Origin of the sequence: Bartonella henselae str. Houston-1 (assembly GCF_000046705.1) — a bacterium.
In the GTDB taxonomy this organism is placed as follows: domain Bacteria; phylum Pseudomonadota; class Alphaproteobacteria; order Rhizobiales; family Rhizobiaceae; genus Bartonella; species Bartonella henselae.
In genome coordinates this window covers 641,508-667,553 of sequence record NC_005956.1, presented here as the reverse complement: position 1 = coordinate 667,553, position 26,046 = coordinate 641,508, and the positions used below count along the sequence as shown (strand labels likewise).

The window sequence follows — 26,046 nt, the reverse complement described above, 5'->3', positions numbered from 1 at the left end:
AAGCAAGTCTTTAAGCTTGCATCTTACGCATCTTTATTGCAAATTCCGTTATTACTTTGATGATAACTCATGCTAAAAATGGAATTGAACGATGCTTGACATCATAAGAAACGCCACAAATTCTTGGATTGCTAGAATTTTTCTTGCTATTTTGCTTTTATGTTTTATCCTTTTATGGGGGATACCACAGTTACACACAAAAAGTGAAAGAGATCTTATCTCTTCTGGAGAGTCCATAATAACTATCGATGATTATCGTCTTGCACTGGCTGATCAAAGTGCACGTTTAGCACTCGCCTCTCGTCTTGGACGCATGTTCACACCAAATGAAATGCAGCAATACCAAATCCCCGCTTTTGTTTTTAATCAGTTACAACAAGATGTGCTCTTTGATGAACAAACGCGTCAAATGAAAATCAATCTTTCAAAAGATGCCATAGCCCGTAAAATTGGTGCGGATAATATGTTCCAAATAAATGGTGTCTTCAAACATGATTTGTTTCGTAACTACCTTCAACAATTACATATAAGCGAAAGTAATTTCCTTGATTATTACACAAAAAAAGAAAAACGTAATCAGCTCATTTCAGCGTCACTGTCAGGGATGAAAGCACCAGATCTTTTTTATAAAGCACTCGCCTTTTATCAAAGAGAAACCCGTATTGCCGATTATCTCGTTCTTGATCTAAAAGAAAAGGAAATAATTTCTGAACCTCATCAAGAAACGTTGCAAAAATGGTTTGAAACACATAGAAATAAATTTCGTGTTCCAGAATACCGTACAATTTCTTTCTTATCCATGGAACTCGCTGATTTTATAAAACCCAAAGATATCTCAGAAGATGAGGTAAAAAACTATTATACACAAAACTCCTCGCGTTTTATAACTCCTGAAAAACGCACGATTGAAGAATTGCGTTTCCCTACACGCGAGGCTGCAGATAATGCAGTAAAAAAAATAGCCGATGGATTAAGCTTCGATGACTTAGTTAAAGCTGAAAACAAGACTCTCAATGACATAAAAAAAGGGCCTTTCACAGAAAATGAACTTCCTAGTTATTTATCCTCTGAGATTTTTGAACTTAAACAAGGACAAATCAGTGCTGTAATCAATGATTTACAAGGTCCTGTTATCATTCGTGTTACAGATATTACACCTGCAGGCCCCATTCCCTTTGAGAAAGTAGAAGACAATATTCGTCAAACACTTGCTCAAAATCGTGCTGCTGATGATATACGTAACAGTTATACGGAAATTGAAAATGCACGTTTTGAAGGTGCTTCTTTCAAAGAGCTTGCTGACCAATATAAATTACCCTTGCGAACAATTACCCTTGATAAAACAGGAAAAACAATTGAAGGCACAATACTTACAGATCTACCCCAAAAAGATCTTTTGCTTAACTCCATTTATCAATCAAACGAAGGAGCTGATCTTGATCCACTCTCTCTTCCAAATGGTGGGTATCTCTGGTACAAGATCAATACTATCATCCCTGCGCGGGATAAAACATTTGAAGAGGCAAAACAAGAGGTCATTGCCCAATGGAAAAAAGAAGAAATCCAACGCCTTCTTGATGAAAAAGCCAAGGACGCTCTCAAACAGCTCACTGAAGGAAAAAGTCTTGTTTCTCTCGCACATATACTTGGTGTTACAAAACAAACAACACAGCCCCTTCGGCGCCAAGATTCATCTGAAATCCTTGGATTTGAAGGCGTTAAAGCATTATTTTCTGGTCCAAAAGGTCACTATGGCATAGTAAAAGGTCCGATTGCAAAAAACCGTATCCTTTATCAAATAAAGGAAGTTACTACTCCTAAAGATATCTCTCCTCATACCCTTTCATCTGATATTCGTAGTAACATAGATATGATGATAAGAGAAGATCTAAAGCTAGAGATGCTGCATGTTGCCAATAAAGAACATCCTTTAAAAATTAATAGCGCTAACTATAATCAAATCTTCCAAGCTCTTCAATAATAGTGTTGCAAATGATCTTAAGTATTTATTTAATAAAATTGTGCTTAGCGTTTTATCTGCAATTTAAAAATCAGGCAAAATTCTTTTTGCCTGAGTGTGGAGCGTATAATATCTCTAAATAATGAGCTTTCTTTCAAATCCTTAAAACTGTAGAAAAATAAATGCGTCACAGCTTTATCGGACGGGGATAAATTTTTATAGACGAATGAAATTTAGAAAAGCGTTTCTTTAGGGTATTTAAAACTTTTATCAGCTCTAACTGAACTTTAAATATTGTTGTGACAAACAGTAATCACTTATTTCTTCATAGTCTCTCCATAATTAAAAATTTCCATGTAAGAAGAAAAGAGAGTTTCCCTCATTAAAACAAGAAATCATGCTTTATTGGAAAATAGACCTCTCAATACATTCAAAGCTCTGAGTATTAAAATTCCAATATCCCTAGATTCTGCATATTTAACTCTCCAAACGAGAGGATAATTGAAAAATTGACTAGGAATTTTATCAAAGAAGAAGCTTCTTTATCGAATCACTAGGATATAGATCTCAAATCTCTGAATTTCTTAAAGGAGATTTTGATAAAGTGATGGTCTTTGTAGAGATGCTTATCATCGTTCTGTACTGTTTTCTAAGTTGCACGGAAAAAAACAGAAATACAGTTTTATTTCCTCTCTAGTTTTCTTAATGCATCTAAACATAGCCTTTATTCGCAAAAACTGAATGTATTTTCATCCTCTTCAAAAAATTGAGATTTTTGAACAATATCATTCCAATTCCCTGTTTGAGAAGAAAATGTAAAGATCGGTTCAAGATCTCCACCAAAGCATGACTCTTCGAGAGTAATCTTGGCTTACTTCTTTGCAATTTTTTTCTCAATGTTTCCTTCTAATGCTAAGCTTTTCTATAGCCTCCAGAAAAATCTATAATCTACAGCATAGGGGTACCGCTCGAATAAAGGTGACATTGACTCACAGATCATTATTATAACCCATAATCCTTGATAAACTCTTCCAAATTGAATTCTAGACCTCTTTCTGACACCAAGTGTCATAACATTTAGAGATGTTAAGTCTCTTACCTAAAGGTAAGAGAAAATCCTCACTGTTTTTAAATAAAATGAATGCTTTCAACAAAAAGACAGATAAGATTTTCAGTCCTCACTTACATCTGAAAAACTTATCCTCAATAAATTCTTAGTTAGCACCACTACGCTTTTACTCCCAAATTTTGCTCGGATGCAAAAACCCTAGAAAACCAGCTGATCTATTGTATGAACTTCATCTCATGGTTTTGTATTCTCTACATCCATCGATACAGGGAATTTAACAAAATACATAATCAATGAGTCAATATGCATTATTTTCAAAATTGTAAATCCTAATTTTAACTCTTTTGAGAGCATCCCACTTCACACGTTAGCGCTGTTTCTAAAATGAGAAGGAAACGGATTGAAGTCACAATAGCATTGCACTCTCCAATATAAAAAATCTGTCCGTATCTTTATCAATTCTCTTTTTGTGAATGCTCTTTTATTCTACAATATTTTTGGAAGATTACTGCTTATCGCGGCTTTGGTTATAAACCAATAGCGATGAAGTAATGGTAAAGCTGCGTTTTCCTGAAAAACTGCCGCTCCTAATTGTATTGCCTTTTGAAGAGATGCTGGTATAATTGCCAATGGAAGAAAAGCTGGTTTAAGAGTTTTAGGCATCATATTAAAATATTCGTAGAACCTATTGTAATGATCTCGTGATAATGCAACCATAGCTTCAATGACGTGGCATTTTTGCTCTTTACTGATACGGTTGGACTCCAACTCTTCCCTCTTTATCCCTAAAGCCTTGAGCATATCAGCAGGTAAGTAATATTGATATCGCGATTGCATGAATGATAAAAGACGTAATACACCACTTAACCCTTGTGCAATCCCTGCATGTTGATAGGCATCTGTAAAATTTTGTGCCATATCTGGATCTAATATCTGACAAGAAAGCTGTAAAATTATACTTGCTGTCTCACCACAATAGAATTCGAGATCGTAAAGAGTCGCTATCGGATTGTGATAAAGATCTAAAATCTGAGCATCGCAATAACGTAAAAAAGCTGTTTTAGGTAAATTAAAAAGAGTCATCGCCATAAATAAATCACTCAAAATCGGATTGCTTTCACTCTTTTCCATTTCACTCTTAGCAATCGAATCGTACCACCAGCGTAATCGTATCTCACCGATAAGGGGATTGTGCACATTTTCACGAATACGAGCAATTTCTGCATTAAAAGCATAAAGAGCGGCCAATGCTCTACGCTTCTTTTTAGGCGCAAATAAAACTGATATATAACGATCACGATCTGCAGCACGTAAAATATCAAGACTATAAGGAAGAAAATTGATCATTCTACAGCAAATAATAAAGCAGCAACTGCACGATCTTCAGCTAACAGAACATTAAATGTACGCACTGCTGCTCCTGTACTCATTGTATCTGATGAAATACGCTTTTCCCATAACAGTACCCGTAACTCTTCAGGTAATCGCAATAATTCAACTCCCGTGCCTATTAATAAAACCTCAATTTGATCTGACTCTTCTAATACACGAGATATATCCTCTTGAGTAGGAACAGGCCCTGTCATATCAATACCATAAATACCTGATGGTATACAAATAATAGAACCTCTATGTGACATATCAGCAAAACGAAAGCCACCATTTCCGTAAGCATCAATAGGTGCACGCCCTGGGAAATGGGCCTCGCGAATCTGAATTGCATGAGACATCAGTCATTGTCCTTTATTTTGAAAGCTCAATTGCGTTTTTCCCCTTCACCCCTAAAAGTCAGCAAAGAAGCAATAATATCCTACATTGCGAGGTTAATGCAAAATCTTTTATAAAAAATACACCTCTGACACTGCAACAAGCAATATATAAAAACTATTACAAACACTCTGGAAACAGCTTGTAATAAAACGCAGTTAAATACCATATCCGTTTAAACATATTTATTGAAAAAAATTATCTGTGCCTATTCGCTCAAAAACAAATAATTTTTGTCCTATAGAACAATGATCTTGTTCAAAGAATAGTTAGAAATTATCACAATGTTCAACAAATAAAATAAATATTTAAAAAACTTATTAAGGTGCATTTACTGACTATAAAACCATCCATACAATGAAAAGGCTTTTATATATTTATATAAAAGCCACTCATTTTCATAAAAATCATTTTTAAAAAGACATGATAACTGTAATCATACTTTAAGAGTGCTCTTCCTTTGATACAGCTTTTTTCTCTTTAGAGGCGCTCATATTTTCCTTCTTTACAGCTTTAGCTTTTGATGGTGCTTTCACTTTAGTATTCAATTTCGATTTTTCTTCCGAAATTGGTTCTCCTTTAACGCGAACATCCGATAGTGTTGAACGTATAACACGAATACGCATACCATCACAAATTTCAACCTCTAATTCACCGCTCTCATCGTAAACTTTCGTAACCTTTCCAATAACACCACCGCCCGTTATTACTGTATCACCACGACGCACAGCATTAAGCATTTCCTGGCGCTTTTTCATTTGCGCACGCTGTGGGCGAATGATAAAAAAATACATAATCCCAAAAATCAGAATGAACGGGACGAAAGTAACAAGTGAGGGCCCGTTGGAAACACCGCCTGCAACTTGAGCATAAGCGTTAGTAATAAACATTTTTATCTCCTATAGATTAAACTTCAGGTATTTCCTACTCTCTCAAAATAAGCTTTTGGTTGAAAAAAGCTTTCCTAGAGGATCATCATACAAAGCAATAACTACACAATTGTAATTATAGCTTTATCGAAAGGCAATAAATCCTTAAGAGGCAGAAGGCAACGAGAAAAAACTTTAAAAAAACAGATTTATTTCTCTTTTCGGAAAAAATAAATGAACAATAACTTTCTTCCCTTCCAAATCTGTTAAACTGATCGCTATCCTTAAACATTTAAGTTTTTCTGCTGAAAAAGCATTAATTTAAGCAGATTGATTGTTTTGTCTGAAATCCAGATAAATTGTAGCTTTTTAAAAAAGTCATCATACGTTAGTTTTCTAAATACTTGATAGGATCAACAGGTAAAGAATTCTCGCGTACTTCAAAATAAACACGTGGAGTTTTAACATCGCCTGAAACACCAGACTTAGCGATCTCATCACCACGCCGTATCCTTTGGCCTCTAGTAACAACAAGCTTGCTATTACATCCATAAATAGTGATAATATTATTTTCATGTCGGATCATAACAACATTGCCAAGCTCTTTTAACCCATCACTTGCGTAAATAACAATACCGTTTTCCGCTGCCTTTACCGATGAACCTTCAGGTACAGCAATATCTATTCCCCGACTCATTGTCGTCCCTCTCTTTTGACCAAACTGACTTAATAAACGCCCTCGTACCGGCCAACGCATCTTAGAAATTCCTGTGGCTTGTGGTGTCACACCATTATCTTTATTCATCACGGTATCTAAAACACCCTTTTCATAATTCAATGAGGACATCTGTGCGGAAGAATTCTGCTCACCATTTGACCTGTTTATCTGTGCAGAAGGCTTGGGTGTTATAGGAGCTTTCTCTGTAGATGAATACTTCTTGTGTCTTATGGAAGATGCAGATTGAGACTGGGATAAAGATTGTTTTGATGCACCCCAATCATTATTGCGAACATTCGAAGTTTCTGCTGTACGCCCACTTGGAATCATAAGGACCTGACCGATATAAATGGAATTACTCCTTATGCCATTTACTAATTTTAATGCCTCAACACTGACCCCTCTTTGTCGAGCAATGCTTAACAGTGTATCCCCAGTTTGAACAATATAAGAGTTTTGCCGAAAAAGAGGATCATTCCTCATTTGTGAACGAGAAAGTGTTCCAAGATTGCGTGGCGGTGTTCCCATAATTCGACTATTAGGAGAAGACGTCCCATCTTGGGGTGGAGAATTATACGCAGTATTATCATAGGTTGATAAATCATTAACTGGCTCTACAGGTGGCAATTCAGTACTTTGTATCATACCAGCGCCGTATGACAATGTTGGAGAATCCGTATACGTTGACATTGTTGTAGATATATTTGGCTGATTAGAAATCGTAGGATAAGAGAAAGGATTAGCGAAACGCTGCATACCAGAACTACACCCCACAAGAACCATTATCATCGCTAAAAGCGCTATACCCTGATTACACCGAACAACATTACCCAAAACTTTTAAACACATAGTTTTGCTCACTCACCAATACTCAACTCAATCTATTAAAGCTTTGTAATATTACCTAAGAGTTAAAATAAGATATTTTATTTGGGAATATCTTTACAATAAAATCAAAGTGAATTTATCATAAAATAAAAGAGGAAGCATTTCATGGAGTATCTATAGTCTGAAAATCAAAGAGTTTCTGCAATACCTTCAATAAAGGGTTGATAACGCACTTGAAACATTTCTAAGCACTCAAACCGGCTAGCAATTTTTGTATAACGCGTAATGGTTTGTACCCCTTCATCGGGTCCTATAGCTTGAATGAGAATTCCATTTTCAGTTAAAAGTTCTAAAAATTCCTTCGGTTCATCAGAACGTGATGGCCAAATAAGAATACGATCAAACGATCCAAAACCTGTAATAATACGGCTTCCATCAATCTGCCGTACAACAATATTTTCAATGCCTAAAGTTTGAAATTTTTGACGCGCCAAATCAACAAGCGTTTTATAGCGATCAACTGTTATCACACGGTCACTAAGGCATGCCATAAAGGCAGTACAAAAACCAGAACCGGTACCAATCTCTAAGACACGATGTTTTTTTTTCAAAGATAAAGCATAAAGAATCAAGAGCTGCTCTTCCAAACGCTCAATATATTCACCACACTCAATTGGAATAACTTTATTATCATAAGCGCTCTTAAACCAAGGAGAACTGACAAACTGTTGACGCGGAATTTTCTCCAATGCCGTAAAAAAGCGAACATCATCAATTCCTTTGCTGCGCATTTTTAGCACAAGACTAGCTAGCTCCTCATGAAATCGTAAAATACCCTTTTGATCCATACTATCATTCGATCTCCAACAGAGTCATTATACCATTGTATACACACTTTATTTCTTTTAAAATGGCATCGTCTTGTGTTTTTATGCTATCATTTGTCAATAATAAGCGTATATCCGTTCTCCTTTTGCAAATTTTTAAGCAGTTATGCAACGCATGCCCCTCATATAAGGTTGTAGAACATCGGGTATAATAATTGACCCATCAGCCTGCTGATAATTCTCAAGAACGGCAATAAGACAACGACCAACAGCCGTACCAGAACCATTAAGACTATGGACGAAGTGTAATGTTTTCTCACCTTCTTTACGATAGCGTGCATTCATACGTCGCCCTTGAAAATCTCCACAAACTGAGCAACTGGAAATTTCACGGTAGCATCCCTGACCAGGAAGCCAAACTTCAATATCATAAGTTTTACGTGCAGCAAATCCCATATCACCCGTAGAAAGAACCATAGTCCGAAAAGGTAAATCAAGCCGTTTTAGTACATCTTCTGCACATTCTGTCATACGTTCCAGTTCAATTAAAGACTGCTCTGCCGTGGTAATTGATACCATTTCCACCTTCCAAAATTGGTGTTGACGCAACATACCACGTGTATCACGTCCTGCTGACCCCGCCTCTGAGCGGAAACAAGGAGTCAAAGAAGAAAAGCGCAGCGGCAAATCCGATATCTCAAGAATTTCATTGTTTACCAAATTGGTTAACGGCACTTCTGCTGTCGAAATAAGCCACCGACCATCTGTCGTCCGAAAGAGATCATCAGCAAATTTCGGCAACTGAGCTGCTCCATAAACACTCTCATCACGAACAAGGAGAGGCACAGAAACTTCTGTATAACCATGCTCATAAACATGCACATCAAGCATAAATTGACCCAATGCGCGCTCAAGCCGCGCTAAAGCCCCTGAGAGTACTGTAAAACGTGTACCCGACAAACGGCTTGCCCGTTCAAAGTCCATCTGTTTGAGATTTTGACCAAGATCAAAATGTTCCTTTGGTGTAAAGTCAAATGTCGTAGGTACACTAAAATGTCGAAGAACAACATTATCGCTTTCATCTTTACCTTCTGGAACATCATCTAATGGAATATTTGGGAGTGCTGAAAGAGCATTCTCCAAACTCTCCGTCAATCGCTTTTCTTCTGCTGTAGCAGAAGAAAGAAAGACTTTAATCTCTTCAACTTCAGCTCTAAAGCGTTCAGCCATTTTCTGATCACAGACAGCTAAAGCCTGTCCTATTTTCTTTGAAGCTGTATTGCGACGCTCCTGCGCAGATTGTACTTTAGCAACATGTGACCGACGCTCAAGATCAAGTTTTATTAACCTTTCAGCTTGCGGCTCAATGCCTCTCTTTGCCAACGCCTCATCTAATTTCTCAGGATGTTCACGAATCCACTTAATATCAAGCATCAAAATTCCTCATTTGCATCGTTTCTGTTCGTTTTCCTATCACACAAGTTATAAACTTCTCTTAAAGGAATTTTTTTTCTTTTCCATATAGTAGGCAATTAAAATTGAGATCTCGTAAAGAGCTATAGTTGGTAATGCTACCGCAAACATAGTAAAAAAATCCGATGGCGTTACTATTGCTGCAATTATAAAAGAGATGAGAATAGCCCACTTTCGTTTAGACGCTAAACTATGAGAAGTTAAAAGTCCAACTTTCATTAAAAGACTCGTGACAAGAGGCAATTGAAAAATCAAACCAAAAATTAGAATAAACGATGTCATAAAACTCAAATAATCGGAGATACGCACTATAAACTCTATTCTTAAATGAACATCCGGAAGAAATTGCTGAGAAAGGCTAAACCAAAGCATAATCGGTGCCAACAGAGCATAAACAAACGCCCCACCAACACAAAATAAAATCGGTCCACCAATGAGAAATGGTAAAAAAGCCATACGCTCATTTTTATAAAGTCCTGGTGCAATAAAGCTATAAAACTGAAAAGCCGTATAAGGAAAAGACAAAATAGTTGCCCCAAAAGCAGCAAGTTTCATCTTCGTTAAAAAAGTTTCCCATACTTGTGTTGATTGCAAACGAATACCCTCAGGATTACCACCTGATATTTTCATTGCCCACTGATAAGGCAATATCAAAAAATTTAAGATATAATCTTTGACAAGAAAACATATAATAAAAGCGATAAAACATGCGATCAGAGCAGCAATAATTCGCTGACGTAGTTCAATCAAATGCTCTAAAAGGGGTGCCATATTGGCATCAACTTCATCTTTCTTAACATTCATGACGCACTTTCTTTATCTTTAGAAGTTACAAATACGCTCCCAGAACTATGAGCATCAACAGGTACATCTAAATCTTCATTGGTTTTGTTCTCATTACATTCAAAATTTTCTTGATCTTTTTCTAATTTATGGTGCGTTGTATTTACATCAAAATTATTGAGGATATCGCCTCTTATATCCTGCATGGGATTTAAAATTCCTGTCAACTTCTTGTCTGGATTAAAATCGTTCATATCCGATAATGTCTTTTGCAAATCATCAAGCTCAGCTTGTTTTATTGCATCATCAAACTGGTGACGAAATTCATTCGCTGTTGAACGCACATAAGCTATTGCCCTTGCCATTGTCTTTAGCATTTTAGGTAAATCTTTTGGTCCAACTACGACGATGAGAACAAGTAAGATCACGAGAAACTCTAGCCCATCAATCCCAAACATCAGTTTATACTCGACTTCCTCATTTAAACAATTATGATTGATTTTTTTTATTTTACACGCTGTTTTTTAACAACAGAAGTTTTGCCTTTTCTAGAGGAAGAAGAACCTTTTACACGCGTGGTTGCACGCTTCACTGATAAAGACTGAAATTTTTGAGGTTCAACATCTACTGTTTCAGAATGGTGGGCCCTTTCAAGCTTATCCTCGAGAATGTCCTCTTCATCTTTCATATTCTTTTTGAAAGCTTTAATCCCCTTCGCCACATCACCCATTAATTCAGAAACCTTACCGCGCCCAAAAAGCACAATAATAATCAGTAAAATTACAATTAAATGTGTTGGTGAAAAAATATTACCCATCACTCTCTCTCACGGCTTTTTAATTTAATTTCACTTATTCGTACTGGCTCTGTAAGAAATGTACCAAATATAATCATATCTTACTTGTATATTTTCTTCTCAAATTAAAGGCAATTGCACATTTTTTATTGTAAACTCGCTTTTTGCCTCTCTCCAACTTTTACTTAGCATATTACAGATAAGCACAAATAAATCAAAAATGACAAACCTCTTCACATAAAACTCAAAAGATTTGAAGATTCCTCTCTCAAAGCAACTTTATCTGATCTGTCTGGTTTGCAAAACACGCCTGCGAGTCCTATACACACATTCCAATGCCTTACCTTTTAAAAATGGCGCAGTATGCGCAACCAAAAACGTCTCTTCTAAATAACCATCGGCAATGCGTAGAAAAATATCACAGCCTGTAGCAAAGATTTTACGTGTTAAATTGGAAAAATTTTTCGAAAGCGCATTTTTCCAAAGAGCTTTTATTGATACATCATCTGACATTAAAAGCTCATTAGAACCTCTCTTTTTACGAATAATATTCTCAATAACTCTTTTAAAGTGTTGCAGGACCCCTCTTGTCAATTGCTTCATAGACAATATGCACAGTCATCGCAGCTGGAGAATCAGCCAAATTTTTAAAAGGCATAAAATCATACTTTTCCAAAATATCAAGGGAGGCATCAACATGTGCTAATTCAAAATGCGTATCGCAAAGCGCTCTACTATGTCCTGGAATATGTTTCATCACCGGTAAAATACCTCCATCCAAAAGCCCCTTATAGCAGCTGCACACCCTAAAGCTGTCACTGTTTCTAAATCTTTAGCATAAGCACGCTTTCCAATAACATCGTGTTCTCCACCCACCGGAATATCTAAAACAGGAAGATAATTGGCATTTATACCAAGCTTTATTAAATCAAAAGCATGAAATCGAGATATAATCCATGCAATGCAAATTCCTTTACTTTGATCCTTTTTATAAAGATTCCCCAAAATTGCAGCTGCTGGATAATGAGGTACCAAAGACGGAAACAAACTTTGTACCTTTTCTCCTTCTTGATCAATAAAAATATCATCCCACTTACCACACATAAAGATGTAGTCAGCGTCTTGACATCATCTGCTGTCTTAATATTGCGGGTAAATAAAATAAAAACCCAAGGCTTATCTCAGCAATGAACGCTTTTTCATCTTCTTTAAAAAAAACCAGAAATACCAGTAATCATAGCTTTTATTTCTGACATTATTGCAATACTTTGATGCTTATTTGCTTCACAATCCCTCGTTTGATTGAGACAGTTCATACATTTCATGTCAATTTTTTAAAACTCGTCTCTCGAGATCCTATACAAAAACCTCACTGTTTCACATATTTAACGTGAAACTTGTGCTCTCCTAAAAAGCCATTTCTTAAATCTCCCGTGAGAAATCTGTCGATACAGCATGCAAAAAATTTACTCTTGTTGTTCATAGAATTTATAATTGATCAGTTTAACTACTTTTGAGATCTTCAAACTGAATCAGCTTCAAATATTTGGCTAGCTTATTGGTGACTGTGCACATTCCGCTTAAAATTTTCAGTAATTCTCGACTGACACATCAATTAACTTGTACCTTTCATTCATTTCATTTTGGGGAAGGCAATAATAAAGGCATTCTTTCATAATCTGTCCAATGCATTAATCGAAATATTTTCTCTTTTTTTCATATGTTTTGTCACAAAATTTGAAATTTTAGTGATTAATCTATTTTATACAGATTAGGTTGATATAAAACACCACTGCCAATTTGCGACATTGGTACTTTACTAAACAGATATGTTTTTTTGATCAAGATACGATTTTATCTCTTTCATAAGGCTTTTATGAATAGAAAAACTGTCGTTTTATGTTAGTAAAGGCATTTGGTAATGCAATACAATAGGGTAGAGTTTACTCATGAATTATCGGCATATTTATCATGCTGGCAACTTTGCTGATGTTTTTAAACATATTATTGTCACCCGCATCATAGAATATCTCAAACGCAAGGAAAAAGCTTTTCGTGTTATAGATACCCATGCTGGAATCGGTATTTACGATCTCTCCTCTTTGGAAGCACATAAAACGGGAGAGTGGCGTGAAGGTGTCTACCAACTTCTTTCAACGCCTATTCCAGAAGACTTAAAAGCACTTCTTTATCCATGGTGCAATATTATTGAAACACTCAATAAGGGGAAAAAAGACATCCTATTTTATCCTGGCTCTCCTGTTCTTATTCGCCAATTATTGCGTAAACAAGACCGATTAACAGCAATTGAATTGCACCGTGAAGATTATCACATTTTAGCAAAAAATTTTGCTGGTGATTATCAAACAAAAGTTTTACATCTAAATGGATGGCTTTCCTTAAATGCCCATCTGCCACCAAAAGAAAAACGTGGTTTCATCCTCGTTGATCCTCCCTTTGAAAAACCTGGTGAATTTTCTCGTCTTATTGAAGGGTTGATGAAGGCGTATCGCCGTTTCTCTGGAGGGATTTATGCTTTATGGTACCCTGTTAAATATGATAAAGAAATTGAAAATTTTCTTCATGCATTGCATCAAACAGGAATTCCAAAAATTCTACAACTCGAAATGCGTATTCGAAAAAGCTCCATACCGCCTACAATGAATGGAAGTGGCATGATCCTTATCAATCCCCCCTATCTTCTTGAAGAAGAAATAAAAAAGCTCAGTCCCTTTCTTATCGCTCGTCTTGGGCAAGATAAAAATGCCCAAATAACTCATAAATGGATTCAAAAAGAACAGCTATTATGTTAAAAAATTTCTATGCTCCCTAAAAAGAAGATCCTTTTCAGGGCCATTAAAGAGGATTAAACTACTTTAAAAAGTGCAGGACAAAGTGAATTCTTTAGTTTACAATTGATTTCAAATGCATAGAAGAGAAAAAGTAAGATTTATTATTTAAAAAAATATATTATCATATAGTTATCATTTCAATCAGTTCATGAACTGAAGGTGGCCTACTTATAAAACTGTTTTCTGAGATTGCCTTCGATTTTTTTATAAAAAGTAATAACTCCAAAATCGTGTAATTTCGTGCCATAATGCATTATTTATAGGAAAAAAACTATAAATACATAAACAATAAGGCTTAATGGAACAGAATATTTCATATAAAAAAATACAAAACATCCCTTGGTAAACTGAATGATCTTGAAAAATAACATCGCTTATGCCGAAAATGAGCAAGAAAAGCTCTCTTTTCTCTCTCATATTACATGGGATGATGCGCATCAAAGAAATGATAAAAATCAATTTAAAGGTGCCAAACTCATACAAGAATTTGTCAAACATCTTCCGCATAAGCCAGGAGTTTATCGGATGGTTGATGAAAATGGTAAGGTTCTCTATGTTGGCAAAGCACGTAATCTTAAAAAACGTGTCTCAAACTATACACGTGAACAAGGACACAATAACCGTATCACCCGAATGATTCGTGCAACATCTCATATGGAATTTGTCGTTACTCACACAGAAATAGAAGCGCTCCTTTTAGAGGCTAATCTGATCAAAAGGTTGCATCCACGTTTTAATGTATTACTGCGTGATGATAAAAGCTTTCCTTACATCATTATTACTGATGATCATCGAGCACCCGCACTTTACAAACATCGTGGCGCTCGAACACGAAAAGCCCATTATTTTGGTCCTTTTGCTTCTTCGAGCGCTGTTACACAAACAATCAATGTTTTACAACGCGCTTTTTTATTACGCACCTGTACGGATTCAGTTCTTGAAAACCGTACACGTCCTTGTTTGCTTTATCAAATCAAGCGATGTTCTGCGCCCTGTACGCATGAAATTAGTGACCGTGATTACAGAGAACTCGTTAAAGGAGCAAAATCTTTTCTTTCGGGGAAAAGCCAATCCATTAAAAATGATATGGTTCAAGCTATGCATAAAGCTGCAAAAAATTTTGATTTTGAACAAGCTGCCGCCTACCGTGATCGTTTATCGGCACTCTCTCACATACAAAGTCATCAAGGCATTAATCCCCAAACAATAGAAGAAGCAGATGTCTTTGCAATTGCGCAAAAGGAAGGAATAAGCTGCATTCAAGTGTTCTTTTTCCGCATGGGACAAAATTGGGGAAACAGAGCATATTTTCCTAAAGCAGACCCATCTTTCTCCAGTAGCGAAATTTTAGCGAGTTTCCTTTCCCAATTTTACGATGATAAACCACTTCCCAAACTCATTCTTTTATCTGAATCGATTGAAGACAAAACACTTCTTGCAGAAGCATTCAGTCTAAAAGCAAATCGTAAAATATCCCTTTCTTTACCCAAACAAGGTGAACGCAAAACTCTGGTTAATTATGCCTATATCAATGCCCATGAAACACTTGGGCACAAGCTTGCTGAAACAGCTACACATACAAAATTGTTTCAGGGTATTGCAGAAATATTTCAACTGCCTCATACCCCATGCCGTATAGAAATCTATGACAATTCCCACATTATGGGGACAAATGCAGTAGGTGCAATGATTGTTGCAGGTAAAAACGGATTTATTAAAAATCAATATCGCAAATTCAACATTCGCTCAACCGATATCACACCTGGCGATGACTTTGGTATGATGAAAGAAGTCATTAAACGAAGATTTTCACGCCTTATCAAAGAGCATGGTCTGCCTCATGAAAGCAAAAACATACAAAGTAAAGACGATGCTTCTTTTCCCATTTGGCCTGATCTTATCTTAATCGATGGAGGTAAAGGACAAATAAACAGTGTGCATACAATATTATCTGAATTAGGATTAGATAATTTCATGACAGTAGTAGGAATAGCGAAAGGCGCTGACCGTAGAGCGGGACGTGAACGTTTTTTTATAAAAGGAAAAACACCTTTTACGCTTCCCCCGTGTGACCCTATTTTGTATTTTTTGCAACGTCTACGTGATGAAGCACATCGTTTTGCAATTGGGACTCACAGAGCAAAACGAAAAAAAGAAACATTGAAAAATCCGCTTGATGAAATCGAAAATATTGGTCCGACAAGAAAGCGTGCGTTGCTTCATCATTTTGGAAGTGCTAAAGCCATTGCAAGCGCTTCACTAGAAGATTTAACAAAAGTTATAGGAATTTCTACCACAATTGCACAAAAAATTTATAACCATTTTAATGAAAAATAGGCTTGTTGCATAATCTTTGCCTTATTACGTTTATAAAGTATATTGTAATTTCAAAAAAAATTGAAAATAATTTTATGAAAAATCATACTTTTTCTTTTCCAAATATTTTAACTTATGCACGAATTGTTGCTGTGCCAATGGTTGTTGCATGCTTTTTTTTAGAAGGACGACTGCAATCAAGTGATATTGCACGTTGGGCTGCTGTTTCTATTTTTGTAGTTGCATCTATTACTGACTTTCTTGATGGTTACCTTGCCCGTATTTGGGAACAAACATCTAATATTGGGCGCATGTTAGATCCAATTGCAGATAAACTTCTCGTCTCGGCCTGTTTACTCTTGCTCGCAGCAGACAGTACTATTGCGGGGTGGACATTATGGGCAGCTATTATTATTCTTTGTCGGGAAATTCTTGTATCCGGATTGCGTGAATATTTAGCTGAATTGAAAGTTAGTGTCCCTGTCTCTCGCCTCGCAAAATGGAAAACTTTTGTACAAATGATAGCTATTATCTTTCTTTTAGCGGGACCAGCTGGCAATAAAATTATCCCTTATACATTGGAATTTGGCATCACTATGCTGTGGATTTCTGCCCTTCTTACATTGTGGACAGGATGGGATTATTTTCGTGCAGGTTTAAAACATGTTATCATATAAAAAATGATAAACTTCACAACTCTTTTAAAAAAATTCATAACCTCATAAGAAAAATTCCGAACAGTATGTTTCGGAATTTTCTGCTTTTCATATATGCCTTTTATTAACCAACAATTTCTACTTCGGAAAACCAAAAAGCAATCTCTGTTTTTGCCGTCTCAGCACTATCTGAACCATGGACAGAATTTTCACCAATTGACAAAGCATGGACTTTACGAATTGTTCCTTCCTGCGCATCTTCAGGATTTGTAGCCCCCATTACTTCACGATTTTTAGCTATTGCATTTTCGCCTTCTAAAACCTGAACAATGGTTGGACCAGAAGACATAAGTTCGACCAATTCACTAAAAAATGCACGCTCTTTATGAACAGCATAAAATTTTTCAGCTTCACGTTGGCTCATCCACACACGTTTAGATGCGATAACACGCAGCCCCGCATCTTCAAGCATTTTTGTAATTGCACCTGTTAAATTACGACGTGTTGCATCTGGTTTAATCATTGAAAAAGTACGTTCTACAGCCATTTGACCACCTTTATTTTATTATAAATATTATCTGACCGTTCTATAGCGAGCAAGACGTCTCTTGCCAAGTGACTATGAAAAAATCCGCACCAATTTTTAGAATTGTATAGTTCTTCGCTGATTTCAATAAAAAATCTCATTTTAACCTCTTGCCTCATCATAGATATAATAGATTGATTTATAAGGATTATCTACCTTTCTTCAACTTGAATGAAAAACCCGAAGATTGTAAGATTTTCTCATTTTAAACCCTCTTATAGTGAATTCATCAACATCCTTCGCTTGCAAATCACAAGGTGGATGAGCATGTGAATAAAAACACTTAAAAAAAGGAGTAAAAATACCTCTCATGAACCGTCTATAAGAGCTGTCGCAACGCAACATTTTGAGCTGACAAATAGAATGATGATGCCAACTTGCACCAAGAATAAAGATGATAACTACACACTCTCTTTAAAGATTAAATCCACTTGCGCTTATTTTAAAAATATGCAAGGGAGATTTTTCATTATGTTAGTATTGAATGATATTACAATACGGATAGCTGGGCGTCTTTTAATTAGCCGTGCTAACATTGCTCTTCCTACTGGTTCAAAAACTGGATTTGTTGGCTATAATGGCACTGGAAAATCAACCCTTTTTCGCGCCATTACAGGTGAAATATCACCCGAAAACGGCGATATTATTATGCCCAAAAGTACAAAGATTGGTCACGTTGCTCAAGAGGCACCCGCAACCGAACACTCTTTGCTTGCAACTGTCTTAGCCGCCAACACAGAACACGCCAATCTTCTCCATGAAGCAGAAAGCGCAACTGATCCTCTGCGGATTGCTGCCATTTATGCACGCTTAGCCGATATTGATGCCCATGCTGCAGAAGCACGCGCCGGAAAAATCCTCTCTGGTTTAGGATTTGATTCTCACACACAACAGCGACCTCTCTCATCCTTTTCCGGCGGATGGCGTATGCGAATTGCGCTAGCAGCTATACTGTTTACTGAGCCTGATCTTTTACTGCTCGATGAACCAACAAATTATCTCGATATTGAAGGAACTCTCTGGCTCACTGAGTATGTGCGTCAATACCCCCATACAGTAATCATAATCAGTCATGATCGCGATTTTTTAAATAATACAGTTAATTCTATCATGCATCTCGAAAATAACCAACTTACTTTTTGGCGTGGTAATTATGATCAATTTGAACAACAAAAAGCTGAAGTTGTTAAAGTACAACAAAAACAAATTGAAAAACAAGAAGTGCAACAAAAACATATGGAAGATTTTATTGTTCGTTTTCGTGCTAAAGCAAGTAAAGCGCGACAAGCGCAATCGCGCCTCAAAGCTCTCGAAAAGCTTAAGCCCCTTACAACGTGGAAAATTCAGCATGTTCAGCCTTTTATCTTTCCAAAAGTAGAAAAGCCTGTAGCTTCTCCTATTATTGCATTATCAAACGTAAGTGTTGGTTATGAAACAGGAAAACCAATTTTAAAAGAATTAAATTTAAGAATTGATAATGATGACCGTATCACTCTCTTGGGCTCAAACGGAAACGGAAAATCAACTCTTGCTAAATTGCTCGCTGGCCGTCTGAAAGCGGAAAAAGGAACAATCACTCTTGCTCCACATCTGAAAATTGCTTTTTTTTCTCAACATCAACTTGATGATCTGAAACCGGAAGAAAATGCAATAGATCACATGCGTCATCTCATGCCAGGAAAAGCAGACGCTAAAATACGCGCAGCAGTCGCTCGTATGGGAATATCAACGGAAAAAATGATGACAAAAGCCAAAGAGCTTTCAGGAGGTGAAAAAGTTCGCTTGCTTATGGGACTTACTGTTTTTGAAGGGCCCCATCTTCTTATTCTTGATGAACCAACCAATCACCTTGACATTGATAGCCGTCAAGAACTGATACATGCACTCAATCATTTTAATGGAGCAGTAATACTTATTGCTCATGACCGCCACCTTATCGAAGCAACAATGGATCGCTTATGGCTTGTGAAAAATAAAACTGTCCTTCCTTATGAAGGTGACATGCATACTTACCGTAAAGAGATTCTTGGACTTTCATCCAAAAAAGAAACAAATGTATCCCTCAAAAAACAACTTTCCCTTTCTAAAAATGATCAACGAAAAAGCAACGCTCAAAAACGTTCTAGTCTTGCTCCATTACGTAAGAAAATTGTAGAAACCGAAGCATTGATAGAGTACCTTCATAAACAAATTGCACAACTTGATGAAGAACTTATTTCTGCTTCTTTTCATAACAAAATACCTGAAAAAATAAAAGAACGTGCCCAAAAGGCTAAAAAATTACAAGAAGCTGAAACACTCTGGTTTACGTTATCTGATCAATATGAAACACAAATGATGCAAAAATAAACTCTTATCACTTCAAAATTTTGCTTGCTTGGGAACTCTAGGATAATAGCCATCCATAAGGCAAAAAATTCACGACTCGACTAAAAATTACGCATCAAATGGATAAGAAATCAGAGGAAACACTCTCTATAACGACCGAACACAAACCCCACCCTCCCTCTGTTAGGAAAATGCATTTACATTCTCTCACAGAAAACTCTCTCATCACTGAGTATTAAACTCACAAAAAACTATTACATTTTCAAAACAGCTCAGAAAATACAACCAGATTGTATCCTTAAAAACTATAGCGTACCCCTAAAATACCTTGGAATGACTGCTTCACCTTGTCCCCTTTAACATACTGTGCTTCCGCATAAAGCTTGAACTTCTTACTCACTAAACTACTCAAACCAATCCCCAATTTACCAAAATTCCCCGACAAGTCCGTGACAAATTGATGCAGCTTATTAATCGTCGTATGATTGCTATCTCTATTCTCACGCAACCACGCTGCCGTAATGTAAGCCATAGAAGTAACATCTCCTCCTAAACAGAATTCATATCCCGCAGATAAACCAACCTCACTGCGTAAGGATGTAAAGGCATTTATATCACCCGTCATCTCATTCGAAAGCTTGATCTCTTTACCCTCTACCTGCAACCAGCTCAATTGTGCATAAGGTTGCATCCAACTACTCTTCGTTGTCTCAAAACGATAACCCGCTTCAAATGATGTACCCAACCCCCATTGATTATAATTTCCTTCAATCGCTATACCATTCGTTGAAACAGCCTTTAGGTTATTCTGATACTGATTGTATTTTAAAATACTATCTAAATACCATCCACTCTTATCAAAATAAGTTGCATACGCTCCAATGCTATAAGTGTTTATGCCGCTCACACCACCTCGTGCATGTGCAACACGTGCTTGATCATAACTGCCAAAACCACCGATATAAAACTCTCCACCCATTAACTCACTTACACCACTGACACCTAAAACTATACCTGTCTGATCAAGCTTAAAGTCTTTATGATCTGCAACGATGTGTTCTTTGCTCTTAATTGCGTGCGCCCAGAAAGCCGTATTTTTCTTACCTCTGTCTAGAATTCCTCTTCCCGCACGTACAGCTTGCAGCTCATTGTGAAAAACCAGTGCTGGAATCACAGACATGGACAATACTGCATCTGTAGAGGGAGTGGTTAAAAAGTGAGAAACTGACAGCTTCTGGCTTGATTGTGGAGAAGAGCTACCTTGCTGACCTGGACGTAAAATCATTTGATCGGCTAAAGATTGGCCATCCGTAGAAACTACTGACTGCTGTTGTTCATCAGAAAAATGATAATGACCTGTTGGACTCGATGTATCAGACGCTGGTTTTTCTAAAAATGGAATCGTCGGAGGAATAGGAGGATGCTGTGCATCTCTCAAATGCCGCGGAGGTCTTGGCTTGGATGTCTGTTCATTATTTTTTCTACGAGTAGTCTGAGAATTGGAATCTTGCCTCTGAGAAGAAGAGAAATTCTGATGAGATTGCGCATCCACACCCACATCACTAGATGAAGCAACTAAAGGAACACGAGTTTTCGATTTATTTTTTACACACTGACTGTAATTATTCGAACGATCTGCCCTTTCAGTGCCTACACCTAAATACCAAACTGTGTAATCACCACTAGAATCAGCACATCTGTTTCTCTTTTGCAAAGTGTACATATATGCTCCTCCATCCACAGCTGTAATTTTCTTACCAAAGTAATTTGCTAGAGCAAAATTAGCTCCTTCACCTTGGCTTCTATCGGTAATTAAATTAAGTTCAGCAATAATGCTACTGTTTCGTGAAAAAGAACTTGTGATCTCAGCTCCAGAATCGGTAATGCTTATGGTATGATTACCCGCACTATTACTACCAATCGATAAGTAATCTCTATTTTCGTCTTTAGTACTTATATTCAAATTGAAATGTAATGTACCCGAAAGAAATTCAACATGAAGTGAAATATGACGTCGATCATAGGGAACAGAAGAAAAAATAATAGTTCCTCCATCACCACTTAAACTGTCAATTTCAATCTGAGGTGTTTCATTGTTGTTTCGCTCACCAACTCCGAATAGCCATTCAGCAACCCTTCCTTCCACAAAAAGTTTTTCTCTTATGATATGATCTGTTCTATCACCTGCAAATAAATAAAGATGTCCTTTATCATTGACCTTTATTTCCCCTTGTAAATCTGCACCAACATATAACCACGAACTGGCAGAACCATTAACCGTTAGTCTATCTATAATTCCACCAGGATATACAACTTGAACAGCTTTATCCTTCAAGATAGTATTAGTAGCCATTCCTTCTGCTAAAATGTGCTGCCTACCATTCCCTGAAACCACAGTGTTTTCTGCAAAACCACCACCGATTTTTTTATTCCCCATATACAGATTCTGTTCCCCTCCTTGCGTAACTTTCGTATTCCAAGCTTTCGCGTCATCATATACATTCTGCTGCCCCACTACTCCATTTCCACCAGAAACTATAGCATCATATGCACTGCTCTGCCTTTGTAAATCGTCAAAATTTGCAGGACTCTCTTCAAAAACAAATTGCTTACCACCGCTGATTTTAGTATCTATTGCTTTTCCTCCACGTGTAACTATCTGTTTTCCACCCTCTTCAACAGTAGCACCTATGGAAGTTTTTCCATTCTCAACAATTTCTACACCACCATCCTGGATCATAATATTACTACTCGGAATAAGTGACTGAGTAACCAGCGCTGAGCTTTTTGCTATCTTTCCCCCACTTGTCACACTTGTTATCTTTTTTAGCGCCCTATTCTTATTCTCACTCGCGCTTGCAACTTGCACAAAACAACTGCTGATTATAAATATTGAAAAACTTAATTTGTATTTATGCCGCATGATTCACACTCCACTATCAATAATGAAAAAAATATCCCGCGACTACAAAGGTAGTTTACTTTAGATTAAACCATAATGTGTTTTATTTATGTTGCAATTACTTTGTAATGCGGCATCATAAACTTTAAATATTAACAGTCATTACATAAATTAAAAATCTATTATCATCTAATAAAGAAGAATTATACTAAAATTAAAATTGTCTCTTATATTCAAGACACAATTTGTAATGCTTGCAATAGTAAATGAAAAAACGAAATTGCTCTTAAATAGAACATAAGTGCATTAGCACTATCTCTACATCAGAAGAATGTAGAAATAGTGCATATTTAGCTCATAAAAAACAATCAAATTTTTAAATTAAAATTGACCAGAAAATAAACGTATAAACTTAAAAAATATAACGTAACCCCAAAATGCCTTGAAGTGCTTGCTTAATCTTATGTCCTTTAAGATAATGCGCTTCTGCATAAAGCGTTAAGTTATCATTAACAAAACTGTTTAAACCTATTCCCAATTTACCGGCATTTCCTGACAAATCGGTAATAAATTTATGCCGGTTATTAATTGTCGTATGATTATTATTTATATTCTCACGCAACCAAGCTGCCGTAATATAAGCTGTTAATAAAGTTTCTGCATTCATAATAAATTCATGCCCTGCAGTTAATCCAACTTCGCTACGTAATGAAGTCAATGAACTTATATCAGCTGTCATTCCATTGGAAAGTATGATTTTTTTACCTGCAACTTGCAAACCTGTTAATTTGACATAAGGTTGCATCCAAGTGCTCTGCGCTGGTTCAAAACGACAGCCCATTTCAAATGACCCACCTATTGCCCACTGATTATAATTACTTTGAACGACTAAACCATTCGTTGAAAGAGCTTTTAAATTATCACGATAATAATTATATTTCAAAACACCATCTAGATACCATCCGCGACGATCAAAATACGTTGCGTAAGCTCCAACGCTATAAGTGTTGAGATCACTGTCACCACCTCGCGCATGTGCAACGCGTCCTTGATCATAACTGCCAAAACCACCAACATACAACTTTCCATGCATTAATTCGTTCAACTGATCAGCGCCAACCACTATACCTGTCTGCTCAAGCTTAAAATGCATATGACCTGTAGCAATGCGGTCTCTGCTCTTAATCGCATAAGTCCATAAGCCTATGTCTTTCTTGTTTTTGTCCAGAACCCCTCTGCCAGTACGCACAATTTCCAACTCATTATTAAAAATAAGTCCAGGAGCTACCCCTGTAGAGAGTACAGCATCAACTGAAGGAGTCGTCGACAGACCACCAGAAACTAACGGATCTTTCGGATCAGGAAGTGAAGATTCTGGTCCACTGATACGATCCGCAGATAAAAACCAAATTTTTCCATTTTCACCCTTTCTCTGTTTCAAATCATACATATAGGTCCCACCATCGATAGCATGAATTTTTTCACCAGAGAGATCTGTCAAAGTAAAATAAGCTTCACCACTGCGATCCGTAATTAAATCACGCTTATTTGAAAAAGGATCAGTAATTTCAACACCAGAATCAGCAACACTTAGTGTGTGGTTACCTTTGCCATTCTCAATGAAAAGATAATCACCACGATTTTGTGCAAGAGTGGTATTAAACTCGAAATGTAAACTTCCTGAAAGATTATTAACATGAAGCTGAGAGTAATACGGATCCGAGCCGGTAAATGCAAAAAGAACACTCCCCTCACCACTTAATTTCTGAATGAGAGAGCTTTTGCCATCAAACTCATCAGTGATAGAGTACAATTTTGTCTCTTTTCCATTTAAAATAACCTCTTCTACTGTAGTACGATGTTGCTCTTTTCCAGCATAAAGATGAAGTTGTCCAGAATGACTTACCAGTGTTTTTCCTTCTAACGTACCACCAGCATACACCAATGATTTTGCTTCATCATTAATTGTTAAATTTTTTACAGATCCATCAGCATATATTTCCTGAAGAGCGGTCTCATTTAAAGTAACTCCAATAGCTTTACCCTCTTTTAAAATACGCTGTTTACCACCACCAAAGACTTGTGTATCAAAAGCAGAACCACCATTTTTTGCGCTTTGAGTCTTTTTTGCAATCTCTTGCACACCTCCTCGCATAACTTTTGTATTCCAAGTTATCCCTCCATCGTATATCTTTTGTTGTCCTAGTGTTTCCCCTTGACCATAAATAACAGTATTAGAAGCACTACTCCCTTTAATCTGTCCTCCAACATCCCCTTCCCCGAAAACAAGCTGTTCTCCACCATAAATTTTGGTTCCTTCTACTTTTCCTCCATTCCCAACACTTTGCTGCCCCCCTTCTTTAACGACAGCATTTTTTGAAAAGCCTTGTTTTCCTTTTAAAGCCTGAACATTTTCAGTCCCACCCTGTTCAATTTTGCTATTCTCACTGAGACCTCCCGCATAAACATAAATCTCTGCGCCATTCCTCACAGTGTTATTGATGGACTGCCCCGGACTATCTATTTCACCATCATTTGAAATGTAAGCTTTTCCATTATGATCGAGTACAAAATTTTCCAGACGCGCCCCATTTTTAACAAAGATGAGTTCAGGACTTTTAAGTACAGGAATACTTCTTCTTTGCGCATTCTGCACAGCATTGCCACCACTCTTGCTCTCAAGTCCTTGTATTTTTCTGACCAATGTTCCAGAGCTGTTCTTCATGGTAAGACCACTAAGCATTTCCAAAGCGTCTACCCCCTTGTTCATCCCAAAAAGGATATTCTTGTCAGGTGTTCCAAGTATACAATTTCCTGTTCTTACATCCTCATTATATTGAGTATGCAATGTTTTTTCATTTTCATTATAGCTTGAAGGTTGACACAAAAGCCATGACCTCCCCTCCTCACCCGCAACAGCTACTTGTACAAAACAGCTACTGACTATAAGCACCCAATAACTCCGTTTCCACTTATATCGCATAACTACATCCTCCCCCTTTATATCTGGATAGATACAAAGCGTAATTAGCTCTGCAAAACCTATTTTCAACCTAACATTGTAATAATTCTCTTTAACGTCCTCTTTATTTCGCTAAAAAATACCCTTAGAATCCTTTCGAATATTTTTTTGACTGAAAGTATAAGAGAGTTCTTTCATTGTTCTTTTCGTATTTTTCCCCAAGGTTTTTCATCAAAGAGAAAGAATAAAATAGAAAAAACAACACACTTTGAAGCACACATCTTGTTATGAAAATCATATCAGCATTCGCTCAAAAACTATTCTTTAACCATACATGGAATATTTCGCTTTAAA

Annotated in this window: 20 protein-coding genes; 5 read left to right on the top strand and 15 right to left on the bottom strand. The window is 36.7% G+C overall.

Features of this window, described 5'->3' with window-relative positions; translation table 11 throughout:
• Positions 1–91 precede the first annotated feature (91 nt).
• Positions 92–1,981, top strand: coding sequence for a peptidyl-prolyl cis-trans isomerase (locus AYT27_RS02940; protein WP_011180496.1), 1,890 nt, complete (start codon positions 92–94; stop codon positions 1,979–1,981).
• Positions 1,982–3,515: 1,534 nt separating this feature from the next.
• Here AYT27_RS02940 and AYT27_RS02935 read toward each other — a convergent pair.
• The 12 genes from AYT27_RS02935 to AYT27_RS09155 form a co-directional block, all read right to left on the bottom strand.
• Positions 3,516–4,376, bottom strand: coding sequence for a phytoene/squalene synthase family protein (locus tag AYT27_RS02935; RefSeq protein WP_011180495.1), 861 nt, complete (start codon positions 4,374–4,376; stop codon positions 3,516–3,518).
• The gene (locus AYT27_RS02930; RefSeq protein WP_011180494.1) at positions 4,373–4,759 is read right to left on the bottom strand and encodes an Mth938-like domain-containing protein; all 387 of its coding nucleotides are present in this window, start codon (positions 4,757–4,759) and stop codon (positions 4,373–4,375) included. Before AYT27_RS02930 ends, AYT27_RS02935 begins: the two co-directional genes overlap by 4 nt.
• Positions 4,760–5,239: 480 nt before the next feature.
• A complete protein-coding gene (gene yajC / locus AYT27_RS02925) occupies positions 5,240–5,686 on the bottom strand; it encodes a preprotein translocase subunit YajC (RefSeq protein ID WP_011180493.1) in 447 nt (148 codons plus the stop codon).
• A 367-nt stretch (positions 5,687–6,053) separates the two neighbouring features.
• Positions 6,054–7,232, bottom strand: a complete 1,179-nt coding sequence (locus tag AYT27_RS02920) for a M23 family metallopeptidase (protein WP_011180492.1) — start codon at positions 7,230–7,232, stop codon at positions 6,054–6,056.
• Positions 7,233–7,399: 167 nt separating this feature from the next.
• Positions 7,400–8,059 carry a protein-L-isoaspartate(D-aspartate) O-methyltransferase gene (locus AYT27_RS02915; RefSeq protein ID WP_011180491.1) on the bottom strand — a complete coding sequence of 220 codons (660 nt, stop codon included), beginning with the start codon at positions 8,057–8,059 and terminating at the stop codon, positions 7,400–7,402.
• Between the two features lie 135 nt (positions 8,060–8,194).
• The gene (gene serS, locus AYT27_RS02910; RefSeq protein ID WP_011180490.1) at positions 8,195–9,472 is read right to left on the bottom strand and encodes a serine--tRNA ligase; all 1,278 of its coding nucleotides are present in this window, start codon (positions 9,470–9,472) and stop codon (positions 8,195–8,197) included.
• Positions 9,473–9,520: 48 nt separating this feature from the next.
• Positions 9,521–10,315 carry a twin-arginine translocase subunit TatC gene (tatC, locus tag AYT27_RS02905; protein ID WP_011180489.1) on the bottom strand — a complete coding sequence of 265 codons (795 nt, stop codon included), beginning with the start codon at positions 10,313–10,315 and terminating at the stop codon, positions 9,521–9,523.
• A complete protein-coding gene (tatB, locus tag AYT27_RS02900) occupies positions 10,312–10,752 on the bottom strand; it encodes a Sec-independent protein translocase protein TatB (RefSeq protein ID WP_011180488.1) in 441 nt (146 codons plus the stop codon). Before tatB ends, tatC begins: the two co-directional genes overlap by 4 nt.
• Positions 10,753–10,799: 47 nt before the next feature.
• A complete protein-coding gene (tatA, locus tag AYT27_RS02895) occupies positions 10,800–11,111 on the bottom strand; it encodes a twin-arginine translocase TatA/TatE family subunit (protein WP_011180487.1) in 312 nt (103 codons plus the stop codon).
• Positions 11,112–11,369: 258 nt separating this feature from the next.
• Positions 11,370–11,603, bottom strand: a complete 234-nt coding sequence (locus tag AYT27_RS09165; protein ID WP_223396432.1) for a hypothetical protein — start codon at positions 11,601–11,603, stop codon at positions 11,370–11,372.
• A gap of 52 nt (positions 11,604–11,655) precedes the next feature.
• Positions 11,656–11,847, bottom strand: coding sequence for a glycoside hydrolase family 3 N-terminal domain-containing protein (locus AYT27_RS09160; RefSeq protein WP_236087016.1), 192 nt, complete (start codon positions 11,845–11,847; stop codon positions 11,656–11,658).
• Entirely contained in the window at positions 11,847–12,194 is a 348-nt protein-coding gene (locus tag AYT27_RS09155; protein WP_223396429.1) for a glycoside hydrolase family 3 protein, read from the bottom strand. Before AYT27_RS09155 ends, AYT27_RS09160 begins: the two co-directional genes overlap by 1 nt.
• Before the next feature lie 845 nt (positions 12,195–13,039).
• Between AYT27_RS09155 and AYT27_RS02885 the strand changes: the two genes are divergently transcribed.
• The 3 genes from AYT27_RS02885 (at position 13,040) to pgsA (ending at position 16,935) form a co-directional block, all read left to right on the top strand.
• Positions 13,040–13,903 (top strand): 23S rRNA (adenine(2030)-N(6))-methyltransferase RlmJ, encoded by an 864-nt coding sequence (locus AYT27_RS02885; RefSeq protein ID WP_011180486.1) that lies wholly within the window; start codon positions 13,040–13,042, stop codon positions 13,901–13,903.
• Positions 13,904–14,293: 390 nt separating this feature from the next.
• Positions 14,294–16,279: an excinuclease ABC subunit UvrC gene (gene uvrC / locus AYT27_RS02880; RefSeq protein WP_011180485.1), complete on the top strand. Its 1,986-nt coding sequence runs from the start codon at positions 14,294–14,296 to the stop codon at positions 16,277–16,279.
• 74 nt (positions 16,280–16,353) lie between these two features.
• Entirely contained in the window at positions 16,354–16,935 is a 582-nt protein-coding gene (gene pgsA, locus AYT27_RS02875; protein ID WP_011180484.1) for a CDP-diacylglycerol--glycerol-3-phosphate 3-phosphatidyltransferase, read from the top strand.
• A gap of 103 nt (positions 16,936–17,038) precedes the next feature.
• Here pgsA and ndk read toward each other — a convergent pair whose 3' ends face one another.
• Complete coding sequence (ndk, locus tag AYT27_RS02870; RefSeq protein ID WP_011180483.1) at positions 17,039–17,461, bottom strand: nucleoside-diphosphate kinase; 423 nt, start codon at positions 17,459–17,461, stop codon at positions 17,039–17,041.
• Positions 17,462–17,971: 510 nt separating this feature from the next.
• Between ndk and AYT27_RS02865 the strand changes: the two genes are divergently transcribed.
• Positions 17,972–19,849, top strand: coding sequence for an ABC-F family ATP-binding cassette domain-containing protein (locus AYT27_RS02865; protein WP_011180482.1), 1,878 nt, complete (start codon positions 17,972–17,974; stop codon positions 19,847–19,849).
• A 277-nt stretch (positions 19,850–20,126) separates the two neighbouring features.
• On the opposite strand, the gene bafA (AYT27_RS02860) is transcribed toward AYT27_RS02865, so the two are convergent.
• Both bafA (AYT27_RS02860) and bafA (AYT27_RS02855) read right to left on the bottom strand, forming a co-directional pair.
• Positions 20,127–22,751, bottom strand: coding sequence for a BafA family autotransporter (gene bafA / locus AYT27_RS02860; RefSeq protein WP_011180481.1), 2,625 nt, complete (start codon positions 22,749–22,751; stop codon positions 20,127–20,129).
• 391 nt (positions 22,752–23,142) lie between these two features.
• Positions 23,143–25,713 (bottom strand): BafA family autotransporter, encoded by a 2,571-nt coding sequence (bafA, locus tag AYT27_RS02855; RefSeq protein ID WP_011180480.1) that lies wholly within the window; start codon positions 25,711–25,713, stop codon positions 23,143–23,145.
• Positions 25,714–26,046: the final 333 nt, after the last annotated feature.

What these genes read in the sequence shown, in the direction of transcription:
- ndk (WP_011180483.1), bottom strand. Translation starts at nt 17,461, where the DNA reads ATGGCTGTAGAACGTACTTTTTCAATGATTAAACCAGATGCAACACGT.
- bafA (WP_011180480.1), bottom strand. Translation starts at nt 25,713, where the DNA reads ATGCGATATAAGTGGAAACGGAGTTATTGGGTGCTTATAGTCAGTAGC.
- serS (WP_011180490.1), bottom strand. Translation starts at nt 9,472, where the DNA reads ATGCTTGATATTAAGTGGATTCGTGAACATCCTGAGAAATTAGATGAG.
- AYT27_RS02935 (WP_011180495.1), bottom strand. Translation starts at nt 4,376, where the DNA reads ATGATCAATTTTCTTCCTTATAGTCTTGATATTTTACGTGCTGCAGAT.
- AYT27_RS02915 (WP_011180491.1), bottom strand. Translation starts at nt 8,059, where the DNA reads ATGGATCAAAAGGGTATTTTACGATTTCATGAGGAGCTAGCTAGTCTT.
- AYT27_RS02940 (WP_011180496.1), top strand. Translation starts at nt 92, where the DNA reads ATGCTTGACATCATAAGAAACGCCACAAATTCTTGGATTGCTAGAATT.
- AYT27_RS02865 (WP_011180482.1), top strand. Translation starts at nt 17,972, where the DNA reads ATGTTAGTATTGAATGATATTACAATACGGATAGCTGGGCGTCTTTTA.
- AYT27_RS02885 (WP_011180486.1), top strand. Translation starts at nt 13,040, where the DNA reads ATGAATTATCGGCATATTTATCATGCTGGCAACTTTGCTGATGTTTTT.
- AYT27_RS09155 (WP_223396429.1), bottom strand. Translation starts at nt 12,194, where the DNA reads ATGTGTGGTAAGTGGGATGATATTTTTATTGATCAAGAAGGAGAAAAG.
- tatB (WP_011180488.1), bottom strand. Translation starts at nt 10,752, where the DNA reads ATGTTTGGGATTGATGGGCTAGAGTTTCTCGTGATCTTACTTGTTCTC.
- bafA (WP_011180481.1), bottom strand. Translation starts at nt 22,751, where the DNA reads ATGCGGCATAAATACAAATTAAGTTTTTCAATATTTATAATCAGCAGT.
- uvrC (WP_011180485.1), top strand. Translation starts at nt 14,294, where the DNA reads ATGATCTTGAAAAATAACATCGCTTATGCCGAAAATGAGCAAGAAAAG.
- AYT27_RS02930 (WP_011180494.1), bottom strand. Translation starts at nt 4,759, where the DNA reads ATGTCTCATGCAATTCAGATTCGCGAGGCCCATTTCCCAGGGCGTGCA.
- yajC (WP_011180493.1), bottom strand. Translation starts at nt 5,686, where the DNA reads ATGTTTATTACTAACGCTTATGCTCAAGTTGCAGGCGGTGTTTCCAAC.
- tatC (WP_011180489.1), bottom strand. Translation starts at nt 10,315, where the DNA reads ATGAATGTTAAGAAAGATGAAGTTGATGCCAATATGGCACCCCTTTTA.
- AYT27_RS02920 (WP_011180492.1), bottom strand. Translation starts at nt 7,232, where the DNA reads ATGTGTTTAAAAGTTTTGGGTAATGTTGTTCGGTGTAATCAGGGTATA.
- pgsA (WP_011180484.1), top strand. Translation starts at nt 16,354, where the DNA reads ATGAAAAATCATACTTTTTCTTTTCCAAATATTTTAACTTATGCACGA.
- AYT27_RS09160 (WP_236087016.1), bottom strand. Translation starts at nt 11,847, where the DNA reads ATGAAACATATTCCAGGACATAGTAGAGCGCTTTGCGATACGCATTTT.
- AYT27_RS09165 (WP_223396432.1), bottom strand. Translation starts at nt 11,603, where the DNA reads ATGTCAGATGATGTATCAATAAAAGCTCTTTGGAAAAATGCGCTTTCG.
- tatA (WP_011180487.1), bottom strand. Translation starts at nt 11,111, where the DNA reads ATGGGTAATATTTTTTCACCAACACATTTAATTGTAATTTTACTGATT.